Below are 18,798 nucleotides of genomic sequence, written 5' to 3'. Positions count from 1 at the left end.
TTATTTGTTTGTATACAGACAAATTCCAATTCAACCTAATTTATCCTCTAGAAAGTAATATTTATATTTCTTTCGGGAACAGTAAGTACAACTTTGCACGAAGGAGTGTCTCTATTGCTTCTCTTTTTATGTAACGTATCGTTCTTTTTTATTTTATTTTTACTATCACTTAAGATGCTCGGTAAATCAGCTTTAGCACAACTAACTCCTCATGATTTTGGTGCTATTATCTTTTTATCTTATTTAGCTTTTCAGGCCATACCAGTCTCTGGTGCTTTGCAAGCTTTTTTCGGTATGCTTGTAATTACATGTTTACATTTAATCCTTACAAAATTAAGCCTATTCAACAAACTAAATCGTTTTATTCTCGGGCACCCTATTATTTTAATTAAACATGGTGACATTATTTTTGAGAATTTACAAAAAAGTAGATATCCAATTGCTGAATTACTTTCTAACCTTCGCGTTGCAGGATATCCAAGTGTTCATGAAATTGAATACGCTATTTTAGAAGCGAACGGCGCTATTAGTATTTTACCAAAAAGAGAACTTGTACCATTAACTCCAAAAGATTTAAACATAGAAGTTAAGTATGCTGGATTACCAATTGCACTTATCGTCGATTCACAAATTCAATATGATAACTTAAAGTTAATACATAAAGATGAAAAATGGTTATATAAAGAATTAAAGGAAAAAGGAATTACAAATATTAAAAACGTTGCCTTTGCTTCTGTTCAAGAAACGGATGGATCTTTTGCGATTAGTTTAAAGGAATAAAAAAATCCCCTTAATTGCTTAAGGGGATTTTCTTCATCATATCGCTTCTTTCTCTCCTGCCATATTTAATGGAACAGGATGTTTCATACGATTCATCGTAAATACGATAATCGCTGTCATTACTTCTGCAACTGGCATAACGAGCCAAATTCCGTTTATCCCAAATAATTTCGGCATAATCCATAACAATGGAATAATAAATAGTAATCCTCGGCTCATTATAATAAGTACTGATTTCTTCGTTTGTCGCACTGATTGGAAATACTCTCCATACACAATGTTATAACCTAAAAATACGTATTGGATAAAGAATAAGCTAATACCTGTTAAGGTTAACTCCAATAATTCTGGAGATTGAACATCAAATAAACCAATGATATATTTCCCGAAGAATAATCCGACAATTATCGCAATGCCTCCGAGGACAACTGCAATTTTCACAGCAAACTTCAATCCTTCACGAAGTCTCTCTGATAAATTTGCCCCATAATGGAAACTAGCAATTGGCTGTAATGCTGCTCCAACACCAAAGAATAATAGTAATGTCATTGCATGAATACTATTCACCATCGCATAGGAAGCTACTCCTACTTCTCCTGCATATTGGACGAATGCGATATTAAAACCAATCGTTACGATTGCAACCGTACTTTCTGCTGTAAAACTTGGGAAACCAATCACCATAATTTGTTTGACAGTATCCCATTCAAAATGGAATTTCGTCCACTTTAAAATACTACTTTTTCTAAAGAAATGAGTTAATAATACAAGGAAACCAATCGCTGCCGAAAGAATAGTCGCTGAAGCAGCACCTGTTACGCCCCATCCAAAGATAAAAATAAAGATATAGTCAAACACTATATTTAATACAGCTGTTACAACAAGACCAGCCATTGCTAAATTAGGATTTCCATCATTCCGTATGAATGTACTTAAAATATTTTCTAAAACGTATATCATTCCAAATGTTAATAATACGTGTAAATAGTCTAACGCATATGGTAGAATCACTTCATTTGCACCAAATAAGTATGCTAAATCTTCTATTCTCCATAAGCAAATCGCTGCTAAAATCCCTACGATAACAACTGCTACCGTCATGGATTGAGTAAAAATAGACCTTGCTCTTTCTCGTTTATTTTCGCCTAATGCAATGGAGTATAACGTTGCCCCGCCCATTCCGATCCATAATGAAATAGAGAAGAAAATCGAAAATGCTGGAATAGCCACGTTCACTCCTGCTAAACCGTTCGCCCCAACTCCTCTACTAATCATGACCGCGTCAATTACAATATTCACTGACATTAATACCATTCCAAGAACGGCTGGTATTAAATAAGAAATAAATAAGCTTTTTATCGGTTTTTCTCTTAATTTTTCTGTTGCTTCCATACTCTAATATGCTCCTTTTTTTCAACTCTCTTTTCTTAGTTTAAACCTTCAAGTAACTTGAAGGTCAAGAGAGAATTAAAAAAACAGGTAACTGACTTATACTAATGAATGTAAATTTGTAATCAATTCAAAAGTTTTCATCTTATTTTTTCACTACAGGAATTTGAATTTCTGTTACTTGCTCCTCTGGATTTTCTGTTACAGACCAATCAATCAATCCAATCTCAATCGAATCTCCATGTACTTCGTAACCTTCTTTATCAATGTATGTAAGTAACTCCTTGTACGTTGCATCTGTTTCTTCATACGGTCCATGATGATAAGAGCAAGCATATAAACCTTCTTTAATTTCATCTGAAGTATGCACTTCATACGGCATATAATCCAAAAGAATAAATACACTGCTATATGCTTGAAACTCATTTTGCATTAATCCTTTTTTCGCAACAGTTACACCAATATCTCCAGAAAATAAACTATCATCCATTTGCCTCATATTTTTTTGTAACGAATGAATGTAGTACTCAAACATATCATCCGTCGTATTTGGAGCAACCGCAATTGCTGTAATTTTTCGCTGCGGAATCTCTTTAATTACCATTTGTTCAGCTTTTGCTTTTGTTGCTTTCTTAATTAAATGAATTCTATGCTCCATTTTCGCCAAAGCATACTCAATTTCTCTTTGTTTCTTCAGCATCATCTCTTGTTGTTTTTCCAGTAAATTGAGTGCGTATGCTGGATTTCTTTCATCAATATATTTCTTAATTTCCTTTAACGGAATATTTAACTGGCGTAAAAATTTAATCGTATCTAACAGTGAAAATTGATCGATTGTATAATAACGATAATTCGTTTGAGGATCCACAATGGACGGATGAAAAATTCCTTTTTCATCATAATACCTTAATGTAGATTCTGCGATATTATGCATTTTCGCCATTTCTCCAATTGTAAAACGTTTATTTAATAACATCTTTTATTTCCTTCCATTTCTATTTATTTCATTATATGTTCATTTTCTCTTCAAAACAAAAAAGAATTCCCATACGAGAATTCTTTTTTACTATTAAACCTCTATTATTATAGGAAGAATCATCGGCTTTCGTTTTGTATTTGTATATATATACTTCCCTAACGCTTCTCTTACCTCCCTTTTCAAAATACCCCAGCTATTCACATTCTCTTTCTTTAAATTATTAATCGTAATAACAGCTAATTTATTTAATTCTCTTAGAAATTCTTCTGAATCACGGACATAGACAAATCCACGAGAAATAATATCTGGACCTGAAATTATTTCTCCATCCACTTTATTAAAAGTAATAACTATAACGAGCATTCCATCTTCTGAAAGTTGTTTACGATCACGTAATAATGCATTTCCAACATCTCCAATTCCTAATCCATCTACATATATATTTCCTGCCTGTATTCTTCTAGATTGAATTGCCACTTCATTACTTATATCTACAACATCTCCATTACGTACAATAAAGATATTTTCCTTTTCAATACCAATTGATTCTGCTAACAAACTATGGTGATGTAGCATTCTAAACTCTCCATGAATTGGAATAAAATATTTTGGCTTCATTAATGTAAGCATTAACTTCAACTCTTCTTGATATGCATGACCGGATACATGCACTCCAGTAGAACTACCTGATCCGTAAATCACCTTTGCTCCTAATGCAAATAAATTATCGATAATTCGAGAAACGTTACGTTCATTTCCTGGGATAGGGGTCGCGGCTATAATAACCGTATCTTCTGGTAAAATATCCACTTGTCTATAGTTTCCACTAGCTAAACGCGCTAAAGCTGCCATTGGTTCTCCTTGACTTCCTGTACAAAGTATTGCAACCTGCTTTGGATCTAAACGATTTACCTCATTTGCTTCAATCAACATACCTTCTGGAATATGTAAATAACCTTTCTCTAGAGCAACCTCTACTACATTTACCATACTTCTCCCTAGCAAAGCTAGTTTTCGATTTGTTTTTATACATGCTTCAACTATTTGCTGAACACGATTCACATTAGAAGCAAACGTAGAAATAACTACTTTTCTATTTGCTTTCATAAATATTTCCTCTATCCGTTCTCCTACTGACCTTTCTGATGGAGTAAAACCTGGGCGTTCTGCATTTGTGCTTTCAGATAATAAAGCTAGTACACCTTCACTTCCTATTTTAGCCATTTTATGAATATCAGGATGTTGATTATTTACTGGTGTTAAATCAAATTTAAAATCACCTGTATGTACTACAGTACCTTCTGGTGTATGAAAAACAATACCGAGACAATCCGGAATACTGTGGTTCGTTTTAAAAAAAGTTGCCTTAATAGAACCACAATCAATTTCTGATTCTGAATGAATAACGATTAATTCCGTATCATTTTGAAGATTGTGTTCCTTTAATTTAATTTCAATTAAACCTAACGTTAACTTTGTTGCATAGATTGGTACATTTAGTTGTTTTAAAAAATATGGTATTCCACCAATATGGTCCTCATGCCCGTGCGTTACTATTAAACCGCGAATTTTTTCTTTATTTTCTTGCAAATATGTGACGTCTGGAATTATTAAATCAATCCCTAATAAACTTTCATCTGGAAATTTAGATCCACAATCAATGACGACAATATCATTTTCATATTGGATAGCATACATATTTTTTCCTATTTCATTTACTCCACCTAAAGCAACAATAGACAAGTTATTTTTTAATGCCTTCAAATTATAAATCCTCCCTTTCACAGTTATAGTTCGTGAAATAGTATGTAGAATTTATTATTTGTAATGGAAAAGGACTTCATACTATTTTATACATATAAAATTCACACACTACTCTTACACCTATATCCCAATAAGGCAGCTTCTTCCTCAAAAAGCTCCCATTTTTTCATTGATTTTTTATAAAATCTATTATATATTAATTACAGGTTCAAATTACGAGTTCAAAAGAACTTGTAATTCGACCCTTTTGTTTAATGGGTTTTACATATTTTCATTAGGCAAATTCCGAGAAATCGTATGATAAAATTAAAAATGACGAGGAGAGGATCAGATGGAATTCGAATTTTTCTTTCAAATTGCACTTATTTTATTAAGTACAAAGCTTGCTGGTGATCTTAGTGTTAGATTAGGTCAACCTTCTGTACTAGGTAAATTAATTGTCGGTATCGTTATCGGTCCAGCTGTATTAGGTTGGATTGAAAATTCAGAGCTTCTAACTCAATTAAGTAATGTCGGGGTTATTCTTTTAATGTTTATGGCTGGACTTGAAACAGACTTAGAAGAATTAAACGCAAATCGTAATTCTTCTTTAGCAGTTGCACTCGGAGGTATCATTCTTCCATTCGTAGGTGGTTACGTTTCCGGTCTTGTGATGGGAATGGAACAAGGAAACGCTGTATTCTTAGGATTACTTCTATGTGCGACAAGTGTTAGTATTTCCGTACAAACACTTCGTGATTTAGGTAAAATGAAAACACGTGAAAGTACGACGATGCTTGGAGCCGCTGTATTTGATGACATTCTTGTTGTTATTTTATTAGCATTTGCAATGAGCTTCTTAGGTACTGATGATGTTAACTTAACAATGGTTATCTTGAAGAAAGTAGTATTCTTCGCTTCTATTATTTTAATCGGATGGAAAGGTGTTCCTGCGATTATGCGCTGGTTATCACCACTGCGCGTATCTGAGTCTATCGTAAGCGCGGCTCTTATCATCTGTTTCTCATTCGCATATTTTGGCGAATTATTAGGCATTGCTGGTATTATCGGTGCTTTCGCTGCTGGTATTGCAATTTCTCAAACAAACTACAAACATGAAGTAGAAAAGAAAGTAGAACCAATTGCTTACGCTATGTTCGTTCCCGTATTCTTCGTTAGTATCGGTATGAATATTACATTTGACGGTATCGGCAATCAAATTTGGTTCATCTTAGCATTAACTGTTATCGCTGTATTAACGAAATTAATCGGCTGTGGATTCGGTGCACGAATGACTGGATTTGACGCTAAGTCTTCTGCAATTATCGGTGCTGGAATGGTTTCTCGTGGTGAAGTTGCACTTATCATTGCAGGAACAGGACTTTCTTCAGGTCTATTGGCACAAGATTACTTTACAGCAATCGTTATTGTCGTTATTTTAACTACAATGATTACACCACCAATGTTAAAATACACTTTTGGTGCAAAAGATAAAGCAATGAAAGCAAGTAAATAAATTTACTATAATAAAAGGAGATTGCTATTTTATAAGATAGCAATCTCCTTTTTGTTTTATCTTTAAACAATCCCGTTCTTTTTTAACCATTTTTCAAAAATAATTCGTGCTTCATCATCATCAATATCATTCCCAAATGAATACACCATAATGCCATAATCATCTATATATTTACCTAGCTTCATTCCCTCCACTTTCTTATAAAAATCGTCTGCCTCATAGTGCGGAATATAAGCATCCCAAACTGGTTCATTTATTCTTTTGTACGCCGTCACTTCTAAATCATATCCGTCTTCATAATATCCGATGTGATAATGTTTGTTAGGATCATATTTCTCCATTAAAAGTCCCCTCCTACTAAACAAGAGCGAGCCTTATATTACAGCTCGCTCCTCTCTCTATTTATTAAATACGCTCCATCGCTGTCTTCAACGTTCCAACAACGAAAGCAATCTCTTCACTTGAAATAACAAGAGGCGGCGCTAATGTTAAAACGTTATTATATCCTGCTGTTGTCATACCGTTTCGTCCTATAATTAAGCCCTTTTCTTTACAAGCATTTACAACACTTGCAATTTTGTCGTTATCAATTGGCTCTTTCGTCTCTTTATCATTTACTAATTCAATTCCAACTAATAGACCTTTTCCTCTAATATTCCCAACAAGCGGATGTTCCCCAATTTCATCTTTTAGTTGCTCTAATAAAAGGGAACCCATTTGCGCAGATCGCTCGATTAAATTTTCATTTTCCATAATCTCTAAGTTTTTAAGTGCTAATGCACAAGCTGCTGGATTTCCACCAAATGTATTAATATGGCGGAAGAATTCATATTCTCCTTTACCTTTAAAAGCCTCATATATTTCTTTTTTCACAGCTGTTGCAGATAATGGTAAATATGCGCTCGTAATGCCCTTTGCCATTGTAATAATATCTGGCTTCACATCATAATTCATAAACCCAAATGCTTTTCCTGTACGACCGAAACCGCATATTACTTCATCACTAATAAGCAAGGCACCGTGTTTTTGACACGTCTCATGAACAGCTTTCATATAGTCTTGTGGTGGCATTAATATGCCCCCGCCTGTAATAATTGGTTCCATAATAAAAGCGGCAATTGTTTCACTTAATTCCCACGTCATAACACGATCGACTTCTTTCACACATTCTACATCATAAATATGCTGCCCTTCAATTTCAGGCATACGGTAACAATCCGGTGGTGTTACGTGTAAAAAACCTGAAGCAAACGGCTCATATTGATATCTACGCTGCGCTTGTCCCGTCGCTGCCATTGTCGCCATTGTATTCCCGTGATACCCACGGTAACGTGACATAAATTTATAACGATGTGGTTCACCTTTTTGAGCATGGTATTGCCTTGCTATTTTAAAAGCTGTTTCGTTCGCTTCTGAACCACTATTTGAGAAGAAAATAACATACTCTCCCCCAAGCCACTCATTTAACTTTTCAGCAAGCTTTATAGCTGGCTCATGGGATTGTGACATTGGAAAGTATGATAATGTTTGTAATTGCTTATAAGCCGCTTCTGCGAGCTCTTTTCTTCCATATCCACTATTGACACACCAAAGGCCACTCATACCATCTAAATATCTTTTTCCTTGTATATCTTCAACCCAGCACCCTTCAGCTTTTGCCCCTACCATTGTACTATTTGGACTAAAGGGACGCATTCCGTGCCAAACATATTGCTCATCTTTTGCTAATAATTCATCAGTTTGCTTCGTTTTCATCATTACTTCCACCTTCCATAACAACTTATTTTTCACAAAAGCTGCGCTGGTGCCATGATGACTTAAATTTCTCCCTGCTATTTTCATTCCACAAAATTAAGACAAATCCTACTTACAAATCAGTAATATTTACAAGAAAATGACAAAAGAAAAAAGAGCTTTTCTTATCTATCGAAAAGCTCCTCTTTTATTTAATGTGAAGACGCATCGCTAATGCCATGACCAGTATTAGATTTCACTAGAATTTCATCAAATTTCGCTTCATCTTCTTTCTTACTAGATAAAACCGTTCCTAAATATGCTGCAAGAAATCCGAGTGGAATTGAAATAATTCCTGGTGTCGTATATGGAAATAACGCTTCCCCAACAAAAATAGCTTTTCCAGCTACAGGGTTCCAAACATTCGGACTCAACGCTACGAGAACAATTGCTGATACGAGACCTACAATCATACCCGAAATAGCACCCGTTGTATTAAAGCGCTTCCAATATATTGTAAATAAAATTACTGGTAGATTTGCACTCGCTGCAACTGCAAATGCTAATGATACTAAAAATGCAACGTTTAATGTTTGGGCAAATAATGCAAGTATGATAGATAGTATCGCTACTCCAATAGATGCATAACGAGCCATGGATACTTGCTCTTTTTCCGTTGATTTTCCTTTACGAATGATTTCATTATAAAAATCATGAGCGAATGCTGATGCTGCTGTTAATACAAGACCTGCCACTACAGCCAAAATCGTTGCAAAAGCAATTGCTGATACGAAAGCAAATAAGAAGTCTCCACCTAACGCTTTGGCTAATAAAGGTGCCGCCATATTACCAGCTGGGTTTGCTTTAATAATCGCTTCATTTCCTACAAACGCTGCCGCACCAAATCCTAAGAAAATCGTCATAATATAAAATGCACCAATTAACCACGTCGCATATACGACAGATTGACGTGCAGTTTTTGCATCACGTACTGTAAAAAAGCGGACAAGTATATGTGGTAATCCAGCTGTACCAAGTACTAGTCCTAAATTTAAAGAAAGTGTATCAAGACCATCCTTATACTTTACACCTGGATTTAAAAATGAATCTTTTAAAGGTGTAGCTGTTTTCATTTGAGCGAACATTTCAGTCACGCTGAAGTTGAATTTTGCGAAAACGATAACAGAAATAATAAACGTACCAGCCATAAGCAATACAGCCTTTACGATTTGTACCCAGCTCGTTGCTGTCATACCTCCAAAAATAACATACACCGTCATAAGTGTTCCAACGATTAATACAGATGTCGTATATTCAATCCCTAATAATAATTTAATAAGTGCACCCGCGCCAACTAATTGTGCAATCATATAAAAGATAGAAATCGTCATCGTATTAAGAGCTGCAACTCCGCGAACTTTTTTCGCATCAAAGCGTGCTGCAATCATATCCGCCAAAGTGTACTTTCCTAAATTTCTAAGCGGTTCTGCAACAAGATATAGTACAACTAGATAAGCAACTAAAAAACCGATACTATAAAAGAATCCATCAAACCCAGTTAATGCGATTGCTCCAGCTATACCGAGAAATGAAGCAGCAGACATGTAATCTCCAGCAATGGCCAGACCATTTTGCCAACCAGTTAATCCCCCTCCAGCCGTATAAAATTCACTCGCATTTTTCGTTTTTTTCGATGCAAAATAGGTTATGACGAGCGTACCAAGAACAATAATTAAAAATAGTGCAAATGCAGTAGTATTCAAGTTCAGCCCCTCCCTTTTTGCATATCTTGCAGAATTTTTCGGGAGATTTCATCAAATGATTCTGCTTTTTTGCTATAAATCATACATAGTGCCCATGTCATGATAAATTGGGAAAAAGCAAATACCCACGCCCATGTAACGTCTCCAAATGCAGGTGTATTAAGCACCTTTGAATACGATGTTAGAATAGGTAATGCGATAAAAAAACTAAAAAAGAAAATACTCATTGGAATGATAAACTTCTTTTTCGTATTTAATAACAATTGAAATTCTTCCGACTGAACCACCTCTGTATAATTCACCTCATTTTGCAACTTACGTGCTGACGTATCGTCTCGTTTCATTAACCGATCCCCTCTCTTACTTGAAATACACTTCCCCCTTGCATACCTAAAGACTAAATTTTATAAATATTCAGAAACTTATATTCATTTTAGACAATCCATGCATTCATGCAAAGATTTTTTGATAGACATTTTTCGGCAATTCCCCCTAAATTTTTAATATACTTTTTCAAAATAAAGTGACACTTTACTTATTTATCCTCATTAAGACAAAAGCAGTGCTTAACGCACTACTTTTGTCTTTTTTTCCTTTTCTAAATTACGAGCCGTTTCGCTTAGCTCAACATCTTTTCCGTCTTTCAGTGTTCCAAATATAAAATCGAATACTGGATTTGAAACACCAAACCAAAACTTTTCATTTTTATAATGGTGTAATATATGTTGTTTTTTTAGCCATCTTCCAAACTTAGTGACGGGACGAATCGGTCTATGAGCAATATAATGTTTCCATTCGTAAACGAGCAGCATAATAATCATTCCGATTCCAAATGAAAGTGTAATAGTAACACTTTTTGTAATACCATATGCTATAAGTAAATATATAGTAAAACTAGGTATACTAAACCATACAGGTAAAAACAAAAGTTTTAAATCATCTGGATATACGTGGTGATCATAATGCAATCTTCTTAACATTTTTAATAGAAATGTGTTTTTAGGTGGCTTTATATGGAATAAAAAACGATGTGTCATATATTCATTAAGTGTATAGAAAACAATCCCAAACATACATGCTAACATGCCAAACCACGTAAAAAATTGCATTTTTAAAATAATAATGAAAACAAATAGAATGCTATACATAATAACGATATCATGTTGTAAAAAGAACTCTTTCCCCACTTTCTTCATCTTGTTTCCCCCTTTTCCAAAAAAACAGCCGCAACATATCGTTACGACTATTTCTTTTCTATTCTTATTCTATTCACTTTACAAATTTGCCTGCTGTTCTATTGTCGAGAAAAAATTGTTTGGTCCAAATATATTTTGCTTCGGAATAATATGTTCCACTGCAAACACTGTTACTTCTCCTCTTTGCACTTCTCCAATAATGAGCCCAAATATTTCATGATTTACTGCAAACGTCGGTTGCTTTGTTTGTAACAATCTTGCAGCATTATGAAATACCGCTTCATATAGTGGATTTCTATCAGTAATTTCTTTTCGGATTTTTGGCGCTAACGTAATTATAATTTCTTTTCCGTCAATAGTGGTTCGATACATAAAAATCTCCCCTTCAATCTTATGTGAACAACTGTAAAGCTTTGTATGCAAAATGTATAGAGTAACCTACTAAAATAATACCTGCTCCGGCTGTTATGTAGCCAAGCGCTTTTGGTTTTAATAAAGTTCTTCCAAAATGTACAGAAAAAGCAATATTTAAATTCCATAAAATAATACCAACAATAATGCAAAGACTGTACAAAAAAGCTTCTTGTTTCGTTACCTTCGTAAGTAATGAGCTAAGTGTACTTCCGTATATACCAAACCAAAAAACAAGATTTAATGGATTGGATATCGCAATTAAAAATCCTGCCATAAACGATTGCTTAAGGCCACCCACCTCTTCTTTTTTATATTCCATATTCGAGTCGAAAATTCCTTGTTTTACACTTTGAAATCCTAAATAAAATAACAAGAAAAAACCCGTGCAATACATGAAGGCTTGTACATATGTATACATAAACACAGAAGATAAACCGAAATAAATGAGAAGCATAAATAAAACATCTGCAGTCATTCCACCAATTCCAACAACCCAAGCGTGCCAAAACCCACGTTCAATTCCTCGTTTTAACATTTCAATATTAATCGGCCCTACTGGCGCAGCTAATGATATACCTAATACGATTTGCTGTATAATTGCTCCAAACATCGCTCTATCCTTTCTACTCTCTTTACTACTAGTTAATGATGTAATTTGAAAAAATAGACTAGCTTTCATAATAAAATACCCTTTTTTATCCAAAATATACAAAAGAGCCATCTAGGTGATGGCTCTTACTTTTCTATCCTATGAATAAAAGGACATTTCCCTTTTATTGGCTCTACATCGTCTCCTATGAAATATTGTTTCCATTCACGATGCTCTGGGTCACCATAATGACTAATGTTAGGATGTTTCGGCAATTGATCCCACTTTTCAACTCGCTCACGAACCATTTGTCTTGAATATGCTCCTTTAGGACGATCTCCCTCTAATCCATCAAAAATAGTGCGTGGCTGAAACCCAATAACGAGAGAATTCCCTAAATGTCTAGTTTTTCGTTGTTTATAAGCTGGCGCATTTCCAAATGCGAATATTGGCTCACCACCAAATGAAAATTCCCATAAATAATGGTCTGGATCTTCAGGAATTTGCTTTGGCCATGCTTGATTATCGTTTTCATGTAAATACTGTAACACTTTCCAAAAGGAATCACGGTAATATTCGAGTGGCTGTTCTTCACATTCCGGTTCTACAAAAAGGAAAAAGCCCCTTCTTACAATCGGCCTCTCTTTCATTAACTCTAAAAAAGATAACATTGTATGTGGTAAATGACTCCAATCATTATGAGAAAGAAATGAATAACGAAGTTCATTCTTTTTCAAAGCTGTTAAACCGAAATAACATGGAAAAGTTGGTTCTAACACAACATTTGAAAAAATCTCAAATTCTTTTGCAACCCAATCCGGTATGTCGGTTCTCGTTCTCATTCCTTCATTATCTAATAAGTAAGACTTATTCATTCTTTCACCTCATTATGTATAGCATTCAATTAAGAATATTATATACTCAGCCTGTCCTATACCTATTTAAAAATTTGACTGAAAAATTATTTAAAAATACAAAAAAATAAAATCGCTTACTTGACTAAATTCTCCCAATTCGTGTATATTTAAATTAATCATTTAGCAGAATATTCAAGAATATAGCATTTTTAGTTTATATTATTTTTTTAAAATGAATTTCACTAAATGAAAATAGTAAACGCTTTTAGGAGGAATTGTAACATGCAAGGAAAAGTAAAATGGTTTAACAACGAAAAAGGTTTTGGATTTATCGAAATGGAAGGCGCTGACGATGTATTCGTACATTTCTCTGCTATTCAAGGCGACGGCTACAAAGCTTTAGAAGAAGGTCAAGAAGTATCTTTCGACATTACTGAAGGTAACCGCGGACCTCAAGCTGCTAACGTAGTAAAACTTTAATCCAACATATAACAGGAGGTTACCTTACTTGGTAACCTCCTTTGTTATTCCTTTGTATATTTCCGTTTTACAGAGCAAAAACTATGTGAAATGCGCACTATACAAAGGAGGAATTATTAATGGGATCAGAAGTAAATGATTTTGAAGAAGTGAAATTCCGTGTAGAAACAGCACAAAAAATGGTAGGATCAGCAACAATTTCAATGGATCCAGATACATTAGAACATGCTACTACTGCTGTAGAAGCAGCTCGCTCTCAGCTTGAAATTATGAAATCTGTTGCAACTGATTTAGATGAGCCATTTTTAATGAATGAGGAAAAAAAATTAAATAAATGTGAGCATCAACTAAACGAAGCAAGACACTAAAAAACATCCAGAGAATTTTCTCTGGATGTTTTTTCATGACAACTGTTCCCCATACTTTTTCAATGTTTCTCCCACTGTACATTGCCTTATACAAAATGAATGAGCGTAATACTTACTATTTGTCTTTCGATTATGTTCTCGCAAGAAACATCCTTCACAATACGTTTCTAATAAGTCATTTACCTCTGTAATGAGTTGCTTTTTATCCACCTTTGCACCTCTCTATTCGGTTATTTCTTTATGACTATCAATAACTGTTCCTTCTAATGCTTGCGTTGCTAATTGATGTGCTTCTTTATTTTGTTTTCTAGATATCGGCTCACATACAAGTTTTAATTTCATTTGCTTCGCCTTTTGTTCAATTTGATCTAAATAATGATTTAAATGTTCATCGTAACAAGGCCATTCTCCGGCTAATTGCTGCAGTACCACTTGTGAGTCTCCGCGAAGTGTAACTGCTTCATACTTAATCCCTAGTTCCTCGAGTATATTCATACCGTATAATAATGATGCATATTCCGCTTCATTATTATCATATATACCTTCTATATATGCATTGCGGCGAATGCGGTAGTTTGTATTTCCTTTTTTATAATACACACATATACCAACGCCAGCTTCTTTCGTTTGCACATCATACCCCCCATCAAAATAAACGAGTATTTCTTGGGGCTCTTCCTCTACTTGCTTACTTAACTTTTTCATCTCTTTTAATGACCATTCTGCGTCCATTTCATCGTAAAATAAAAGTTCCTTAGCTCTTCCTGTTTTCTCAAAATCCTCTGCAAATTGAAGTACTTCTTCTATGTTCATATACTCTGTTGTTAATTCCGTCTGCAATCCACGCTTCGTTTTATACAACCAATGAATTTTATATTTCATACTACATTCCCCTTATGTAAGACTTCTTATATATATCCGGCTAATTGAAGCCTCACTTTATTTTATTATATTTTATCTAGAGTCACAGCATTATATTCAATATGATTACATACAAAAAGAGCTATCCCTATAGGAATAGCTCTTTCATCTATTACATAAATCTTTCAAATTGTACTCGCTTATTAATCCAGTACATTACAGGCATACCGATCGCCATGACAACAAATTCACCGATTGCACAAGTTAACCAAGACAACATAAATGGTAAACCCAATGCAAGATGAAGTTCAATTGCAATCATAAACATTGTAATCGTAAAGATAACTGTATTAAAAATCATACGAGCCCAAACACCTTTAATAAATCGCATAGAAATAATCGTTGCAACTAATGCAAGAATAGATTGACCTACTCCAAATACTAAATCATAAGCGATCATAGGTGAGAACAAGAGATTCGTTAAAAATACACCTAATACAATTCCGTAAATTGCTTTCTTGTTAAATACAACGAGATGATTAAACATCTCTGAAATACGAAATTGTACATTCGTAAAGCCAAATGGCTGAATAAGCATAGAAACAGCAATATATAATGCCGCTAAAATACCATTACCGACTAAAGTTCTAATATTCATGACAAAATCTCCTTAGTTTTTTTACGTGGGATGGTTTCGAACCACGTTATTCGTTTTTTAAGCAACAAGATTATATTTTACGTCGTAGCCCCTCTTTCGTCAATAGATTCCTATCATAAACTACCTTTTTCCTTTTAGACAACGTATAATGAAACATATGAAAGATTTAGGAGGTTTCACTTCATGACAGCAACAATTCAAAATGAAAAAGTGATCGTTTCCATTTCTGACAAAGGTGCAGAATTACAGAGCGTTCGCTTAAAAGAAGACAACACAGAATATTTATGGCAAGGTGATTCTACTTATTGGGGACGCCGTGCACCAATTTTGTTCCCAATTGTCGGCCGATTAGTAGATAATACATACTACGTAGACGGTAAACCATATTCATTAACACAACACGGTTTCGCTCGTGATCTTACTTTCTCTGTGAAAGAACAAAGCGAAACAAAAATCACTTATATCGTTACTAGTAATGAAGAAACATTAAAAAAATACCCATACGAATTCGAATTACTCGTTTCTTATGAGCTAAATGGACAAAGCGTTCATATAACATATGAAGTAAACAATCCTACTTCAAAAGAGATGTTCTTCTCAATCGGAGCACATCCTGGATTCAACTTCCCTTTATTGGACGGTGAATCATTTACAGATTATCACTTATCGTTTAATGGTTCGGAACGCTTAGAAACAAGCGTATTAGAAGGACCTTATCTTTCAAACAAAAAGCAATTAATCGCTGAAAATACGACTGAATTGCCACTTACATATGATTTATTCAAAAATGATGCACTTATTTTTGAACATATGAATACGAATGAAATTTCGATTCGTTCTCATAAACATAATAAATTTGTAAAAGTAGAATTTGATGGATTCCCATTTGTTGGCGTATGGACACCAGGGGATAACGCACCTTTCTTATGTATTGAACCTTGGTATGGCATCGCTGATGAAGTAAATCCAGCAAAAGATTTCAAGAACAAAAAGGGAATTCAATCTTTACAAGCGAATGAAACATTTACATGTCGTTACAGCATCACAATCGGATAACTACTCTATCCCCTACTTCAAAAAAATATTTAAGTAGGGGATCATCTTATAATTTGGAGGTTTCTCATTTTGATTGAAGTATATATTGATGGTGCATCAAAAGGAAATCCTGGTCCTTCTGGTGCAGGAGTGTTTATTAAAGGCGTTCAGCCACCTGTACAATTATCAGTACCACTTGGAACAATGTCCAATCATGAAGCAGAATACCGCGCTTTACTTTTAGCATTAAAATATTGCATCGAGCATAATTATAGCACTGTCTCTTTTCGTACAGATTCGCAGCTTGTTGAGCGGGCTGTTGAAAAGGAATACGCAAAAAATAAAATATTTGCACCTCTTTTAGATGAAGCACTGCAGTACATAAAAAACTTCGATCTCTTTTTTATTAAGTGGATTCCAAGTAGTCAAAATAAAGTAGCTGATGAATTAGCTAGAAAAGCTATCTTACAAAATTAACGGGGGTATGAGTGTGAAAAAAGAGTGGATTGCTCCTCTTGCTTTATTATTTGTCTCTTTTATTTGGGGAGCTACGTTTGTTGTCGTTCAAAACGCTATGTCTTTCGTTGGTCCATTTACGTTTAATGGTATTCGCTTTTTATTCGCTGGAATTATTTTATTATTCGTTCAAATTATTTTCTCACAGAAAACTTCAAAACAAGAATTAAAACATAGTAGTTTAGCTGGATTAATGGTTGGGTTCTTCTTATTTGTCGGCTATTTATTACAAACATTTGGCTTACTCTATACAACTTCTTCAAAAGCAGGTTTCTTAACTGGGCTAAGCATTGTTATGGTCCCAATCTTATCATTTATCTTTTTAAAACAAAAAGCCACCATTTTCATCATACTTGGTATTGCTGTAGCTACAACAGGTTTGTACTTATTAACAGCTGCTGATTCTTTCCAATTAAATATAGGAGATATACTTGTTCTTGGTTGTGCAGTCGCTTTCGCTGTCCATATTCTTATTAACGGCTTCTTTTCTAAAAAAATATCACCTTTATTATTAAGCACATCTCAAGTATTAGCTGTTGGTATATTTTCTTCTATTTGCGCTTTCTTGTTTGAAGATTGGGAAAAGTTATTTTCAGTATCACTATGGACGAATCAATCCTTTTTATTCGCACTCTTTCTAACTGCCCTGTTTGCAACATCTATTGCTTTTTTCATTCAAACATCGGCACAAAAACACACTTCTCCAACGAGAGTAGCAATTATTTTCGCAATGGAGCCCGTTTTTGCTGCATTAACAGGCGTTCTCGTTGCAAATGAACAACTTTCTATTTCTGCTATTATCGGATGTCTATGTATTTTTCTAGGCATGATTTTTGTTGAATTACCTTCCAAAACAAAAAAAGAAGCGCAGGCTGCGTGAAGTTACGCTTGTAACTTCCGCATAAAAGCCTTAGCGCTTTTTTTATCTGTAATTTCTTCCTCTTTCAATCGTTCTAATAACGCAACGAAATAACTACCATCAAACTGCAATTGATGTTTAATTGTGGCTTCTATTGCTGCGTTCACAATCCCATCAGACGCACCAGTATATCCTTGTCCAAACATAATAAACCCTTGTGCTTCCTCTGATAATTTAAATCCTTTCGTATGTAAGAATGAAAGATAATCTTCTACTGTTTGCATGTTATTCCCACCTACTCAAAAATTCTCCATCTCCTATCATACATGTTTTTACACGCTATGAGAATGAAATTTCTTTGACAACTTTGTAAATCAATCTTCTACTTCTCTTACAATGGAGGATTTTCTAACAATCTGAAGGAATATGTACAGTGGAACTTATTTCATATTAAAGGGGAGACACGATGAAACAAGCACTATTAATTATTGACGCTCAGCAAGAATTAATTGATGGAAATGAGCAAGAAAATGAAGTTTTTCGTAAAACCGAGCTATTATCTACACTAAATATAGCCCTGCAGAAAGCAATAGATTCAAATGCTCTTATTGTTTTCGTAAAAGATATCGATGTTGCTTCTGGTAGTGGCGAAGGATTTGAAGTACATAATCAAATTCAAGTACCCCAGTCTGCAATCTTTATTAATAAAGCAGCAACCAATTCATTCTACGGCACTTCTTTACTTGAACTTTTAAAAGAAGAAAACATTAATCATATTGTTATAGGCGGATGTAAAACAGAACATTGCATTGACACTGCAGTTAGAGCAGCAACTGTACAAGGATTTGACGTTACATTAATTAAAAACGGTCATTCAACAACTGATTCTAACGTATTGTCTGCAGAACAAATTATTGGTCATCACAATAAAACTTTACACGGTCATTATAACGTTGATCATTTTTCTATGGTGAGAGATATCGAGGAAGACCTCTTTCAGCCGACTCATGATCAATATCGTGATTAGCGAAAAAGAATCCTTCATTCAGAAGGATTCTTTT

At 34.4% G+C, this 18,798-nt stretch carries 23 protein-coding genes and 1 riboswitch; of the genes, 8 read left to right on the top strand and 15 right to left on the bottom strand.

Annotated features, from left to right (window positions below; translation table 11 throughout):
- Window positions 1-114: 114 nt before the first annotated feature.
- Window positions 115-780 (top strand): DUF421 domain-containing protein, encoded by a 666-nt coding sequence (locus tag ACTFRM_RS04495; protein ID WP_440043097.1) that lies wholly within the window; start codon window positions 115-117, stop codon window positions 778-780.
- A 36-nt stretch (window positions 781-816) separates the two neighbouring features.
- Here the strand turns inward: ACTFRM_RS04495 and ACTFRM_RS04490 are convergent, their stop codons facing one another.
- The 3 genes from ACTFRM_RS04490 to ACTFRM_RS04480 form a co-directional block, all read right to left on the bottom strand.
- On the bottom strand, window positions 817-2,172 hold the full coding sequence (locus tag ACTFRM_RS04490; RefSeq protein WP_000388389.1) for an MATE family efflux transporter: 1,356 nt from the start codon (window positions 2,170-2,172) through the stop codon (window positions 817-819).
- A gap of 142 nt (window positions 2,173-2,314) precedes the next feature.
- Window positions 2,315-3,145, bottom strand: coding sequence for a MerR family transcriptional regulator (locus tag ACTFRM_RS04485; protein WP_000925935.1), 831 nt, complete (start codon window positions 3,143-3,145; stop codon window positions 2,315-2,317).
- A gap of 93 nt (window positions 3,146-3,238) precedes the next feature.
- Window positions 3,239-4,912 carry a ribonuclease J gene (locus ACTFRM_RS04480; protein ID WP_000645621.1) on the bottom strand — a complete coding sequence of 558 codons (1,674 nt, stop codon included), beginning with the start codon at window positions 4,910-4,912 and terminating at the stop codon, window positions 3,239-3,241.
- A gap of 331 nt (window positions 4,913-5,243) precedes the next feature.
- Between ACTFRM_RS04480 and ACTFRM_RS04475 the strand changes: the two genes are divergently transcribed.
- Window positions 5,244-6,407: a cation:proton antiporter gene (locus tag ACTFRM_RS04475; protein ID WP_000393901.1), complete on the top strand. Its 1,164-nt coding sequence runs from the start codon at window positions 5,244-5,246 to the stop codon at window positions 6,405-6,407.
- A gap of 62 nt (window positions 6,408-6,469) precedes the next feature.
- On the opposite strand, the gene ACTFRM_RS04470 is transcribed toward ACTFRM_RS04475, so the two are convergent.
- The 8 genes from ACTFRM_RS04470 to ACTFRM_RS04435 form a co-directional block, all read right to left on the bottom strand.
- The gene (locus ACTFRM_RS04470) at window positions 6,470-6,748 is read right to left on the bottom strand and encodes a DUF3986 family protein (protein ID WP_000417068.1); all 279 of its coding nucleotides are present in this window, start codon (window positions 6,746-6,748) and stop codon (window positions 6,470-6,472) included.
- A gap of 64 nt (window positions 6,749-6,812) precedes the next feature.
- Window positions 6,813-8,162, bottom strand: a complete 1,350-nt coding sequence (locus tag ACTFRM_RS04465; RefSeq protein WP_000850954.1) for an aspartate aminotransferase family protein — start codon at window positions 8,160-8,162, stop codon at window positions 6,813-6,815.
- A 191-nt stretch (window positions 8,163-8,353) separates the two neighbouring features.
- Window positions 8,354-9,904, bottom strand: coding sequence for a solute symporter family protein (locus tag ACTFRM_RS04460; RefSeq protein WP_001098240.1), 1,551 nt, complete (start codon window positions 9,902-9,904; stop codon window positions 8,354-8,356).
- Between the two features lie 2 nt (window positions 9,905-9,906).
- Window positions 9,907-10,248, bottom strand: a complete 342-nt coding sequence (locus ACTFRM_RS04455) for a DUF485 domain-containing protein (RefSeq protein ID WP_000817366.1) — start codon at window positions 10,246-10,248, stop codon at window positions 9,907-9,909.
- 222 nt (window positions 10,249-10,470) lie between these two features.
- Window positions 10,471-11,100 (bottom strand): sterol desaturase family protein, encoded by a 630-nt coding sequence (locus ACTFRM_RS04450; RefSeq protein WP_000755401.1) that lies wholly within the window; start codon window positions 11,098-11,100, stop codon window positions 10,471-10,473.
- A gap of 78 nt (window positions 11,101-11,178) precedes the next feature.
- Window positions 11,179-11,472 (bottom strand): hypothetical protein, encoded by a 294-nt coding sequence (locus ACTFRM_RS04445; RefSeq protein WP_000286361.1) that lies wholly within the window; start codon window positions 11,470-11,472, stop codon window positions 11,179-11,181.
- Window positions 11,473-11,491: 19 nt separating this feature from the next.
- Window positions 11,492-12,235, bottom strand: a complete 744-nt coding sequence (locus ACTFRM_RS04440) for a LysE family transporter (RefSeq protein WP_001196841.1) — start codon at window positions 12,233-12,235, stop codon at window positions 11,492-11,494.
- 14 nt (window positions 12,236-12,249) lie between these two features.
- Window positions 12,250-12,978, bottom strand: coding sequence for a YqcI/YcgG family protein (locus ACTFRM_RS04435; RefSeq protein WP_001043766.1), 729 nt, complete (start codon window positions 12,976-12,978; stop codon window positions 12,250-12,252).
- Window positions 12,979-13,242: 264 nt separating this feature from the next.
- Here ACTFRM_RS04435 and cspB point away from each other — a divergent pair, with 264 nt between their 5' ends.
- Both cspB and ACTFRM_RS04425 read left to right on the top strand, forming a co-directional pair.
- Window positions 13,243-13,440: a cold shock-like protein CspB gene (cspB, locus tag ACTFRM_RS04430; RefSeq protein WP_001161731.1), complete on the top strand. Its 198-nt coding sequence runs from the start codon at window positions 13,243-13,245 to the stop codon at window positions 13,438-13,440.
- Window positions 13,441-13,559: 119 nt separating this feature from the next.
- The gene (locus tag ACTFRM_RS04425; RefSeq protein ID WP_000534392.1) at window positions 13,560-13,808 is read left to right on the top strand and encodes a DUF2564 family protein; all 249 of its coding nucleotides are present in this window, start codon (window positions 13,560-13,562) and stop codon (window positions 13,806-13,808) included.
- Window positions 13,809-13,841: 33 nt separating this feature from the next.
- On the opposite strand, the gene ACTFRM_RS04420 is transcribed toward ACTFRM_RS04425, so the two are convergent.
- From ACTFRM_RS04420 to ACTFRM_RS04410, 3 genes are all read right to left on the bottom strand, one after another.
- A complete protein-coding gene (locus ACTFRM_RS04420; RefSeq protein ID WP_000358801.1) occupies window positions 13,842-14,018 on the bottom strand; it encodes a zinc-finger domain-containing protein in 177 nt (58 codons plus the stop codon).
- A gap of 12 nt (window positions 14,019-14,030) precedes the next feature.
- Window positions 14,031-14,690: a ribonuclease H family protein gene (locus ACTFRM_RS04415; RefSeq protein WP_000875548.1), complete on the bottom strand. Its 660-nt coding sequence runs from the start codon at window positions 14,688-14,690 to the stop codon at window positions 14,031-14,033.
- A 151-nt stretch (window positions 14,691-14,841) separates the two neighbouring features.
- Window positions 14,842-15,327 carry a QueT transporter family protein gene (locus ACTFRM_RS04410; RefSeq protein WP_001026480.1) on the bottom strand — a complete coding sequence of 162 codons (486 nt, stop codon included), beginning with the start codon at window positions 15,325-15,327 and terminating at the stop codon, window positions 14,842-14,844.
- A gap of 6 nt (window positions 15,328-15,333) precedes the next feature.
- Window positions 15,334-15,378, bottom strand: a riboswitch (PreQ1 riboswitch).
- Between the two features lie 132 nt (window positions 15,379-15,510).
- Between ACTFRM_RS04410 and ACTFRM_RS04405 the strand changes: the two genes are divergently transcribed.
- From ACTFRM_RS04405 to ACTFRM_RS04395, 3 genes are all read left to right on the top strand, one after another.
- Window positions 15,511-16,383, top strand: a complete 873-nt coding sequence (locus ACTFRM_RS04405; protein WP_000127417.1) for an aldose 1-epimerase family protein — start codon at window positions 15,511-15,513, stop codon at window positions 16,381-16,383.
- A gap of 69 nt (window positions 16,384-16,452) precedes the next feature.
- The gene (locus ACTFRM_RS04400) at window positions 16,453-16,839 is read left to right on the top strand and encodes a reverse transcriptase-like protein (protein WP_000573880.1); all 387 of its coding nucleotides are present in this window, start codon (window positions 16,453-16,455) and stop codon (window positions 16,837-16,839) included.
- Between the two features lie 13 nt (window positions 16,840-16,852).
- On the top strand, window positions 16,853-17,758 hold the full coding sequence (locus tag ACTFRM_RS04395) for a DMT family transporter (RefSeq protein WP_000712608.1): 906 nt from the start codon (window positions 16,853-16,855) through the stop codon (window positions 17,756-17,758).
- A gap of 2 nt (window positions 17,759-17,760) precedes the next feature.
- On the opposite strand, the gene ACTFRM_RS04390 is transcribed toward ACTFRM_RS04395, so the two are convergent.
- Window positions 17,761-18,021 (bottom strand): DUF6123 family protein, encoded by a 261-nt coding sequence (locus ACTFRM_RS04390; protein ID WP_001195212.1) that lies wholly within the window; start codon window positions 18,019-18,021, stop codon window positions 17,761-17,763.
- Window positions 18,022-18,203: 182 nt separating this feature from the next.
- On the opposite strand from ACTFRM_RS04390, the gene ACTFRM_RS04385 reads away from it, so the two are divergent.
- Window positions 18,204-18,764, top strand: coding sequence for a cysteine hydrolase family protein (locus tag ACTFRM_RS04385; RefSeq protein WP_440043096.1), 561 nt, complete (start codon window positions 18,204-18,206; stop codon window positions 18,762-18,764).
- Window positions 18,765-18,798: the final 34 nt, after the last annotated feature.

Source organism: Bacillus cereus group sp. MYBK227-1 (assembly GCF_051916325.1).
In the GTDB taxonomy this organism is placed as follows: Bacteria; Bacillota; Bacilli; order Bacillales; family Bacillaceae_G; genus Bacillus_A; species Bacillus_A cereus.
Note: the sequence above shows the minus strand (reverse complement) of the source record. Positions and strands in the feature narration are given on the sequence as shown.

What these genes read in the sequence shown, in the direction of transcription:
- cspB (WP_001161731.1), top strand. Translation starts at nt 13,243, where the DNA reads ATGCAAGGAAAAGTAAAATGGTTTAACAACGAAAAAGGTTTTGGATTT.
- ACTFRM_RS04440 (WP_001196841.1), bottom strand. Translation starts at nt 12,235, where the DNA reads ATGGCTCTTTTGTATATTTTGGATAAAAAAGGGTATTTTATTATGAAA.
- ACTFRM_RS04470 (WP_000417068.1), bottom strand. Translation starts at nt 6,748, where the DNA reads ATGGAGAAATATGATCCTAACAAACATTATCACATCGGATATTATGAA.
- ACTFRM_RS04455 (WP_000817366.1), bottom strand. Translation starts at nt 10,248, where the DNA reads ATGAAACGAGACGATACGTCAGCACGTAAGTTGCAAAATGAGGTGAAT.
- ACTFRM_RS04385 (WP_440043096.1), top strand. Translation starts at nt 18,204, where the DNA reads ATGAAACAAGCACTATTAATTATTGACGCTCAGCAAGAATTAATTGAT.
- ACTFRM_RS04445 (WP_000286361.1), bottom strand. Translation starts at nt 11,472, where the DNA reads ATGTATCGAACCACTATTGACGGAAAAGAAATTATAATTACGTTAGCG.
- ACTFRM_RS04410 (WP_001026480.1), bottom strand. Translation starts at nt 15,327, where the DNA reads ATGAATATTAGAACTTTAGTCGGTAATGGTATTTTAGCGGCATTATAT.
- ACTFRM_RS04490 (WP_000388389.1), bottom strand. Translation starts at nt 2,172, where the DNA reads ATGGAAGCAACAGAAAAATTAAGAGAAAAACCGATAAAAAGCTTATTT.
- ACTFRM_RS04435 (WP_001043766.1), bottom strand. Translation starts at nt 12,978, where the DNA reads ATGAATAAGTCTTACTTATTAGATAATGAAGGAATGAGAACGAGAACC.
- ACTFRM_RS04415 (WP_000875548.1), bottom strand. Translation starts at nt 14,690, where the DNA reads ATGAAATATAAAATTCATTGGTTGTATAAAACGAAGCGTGGATTGCAG.
- ACTFRM_RS04475 (WP_000393901.1), top strand. Translation starts at nt 5,244, where the DNA reads ATGGAATTCGAATTTTTCTTTCAAATTGCACTTATTTTATTAAGTACA.
- ACTFRM_RS04485 (WP_000925935.1), bottom strand. Translation starts at nt 3,145, where the DNA reads ATGTTATTAAATAAACGTTTTACAATTGGAGAAATGGCGAAAATGCAT.
- ACTFRM_RS04405 (WP_000127417.1), top strand. Translation starts at nt 15,511, where the DNA reads ATGACAGCAACAATTCAAAATGAAAAAGTGATCGTTTCCATTTCTGAC.
- ACTFRM_RS04450 (WP_000755401.1), bottom strand. Translation starts at nt 11,100, where the DNA reads ATGAAGAAAGTGGGGAAAGAGTTCTTTTTACAACATGATATCGTTATT.
- ACTFRM_RS04390 (WP_001195212.1), bottom strand. Translation starts at nt 18,021, where the DNA reads ATGCAAACAGTAGAAGATTATCTTTCATTCTTACATACGAAAGGATTT.
- ACTFRM_RS04465 (WP_000850954.1), bottom strand. Translation starts at nt 8,162, where the DNA reads ATGAAAACGAAGCAAACTGATGAATTATTAGCAAAAGATGAGCAATAT.
- ACTFRM_RS04425 (WP_000534392.1), top strand. Translation starts at nt 13,560, where the DNA reads ATGGGATCAGAAGTAAATGATTTTGAAGAAGTGAAATTCCGTGTAGAA.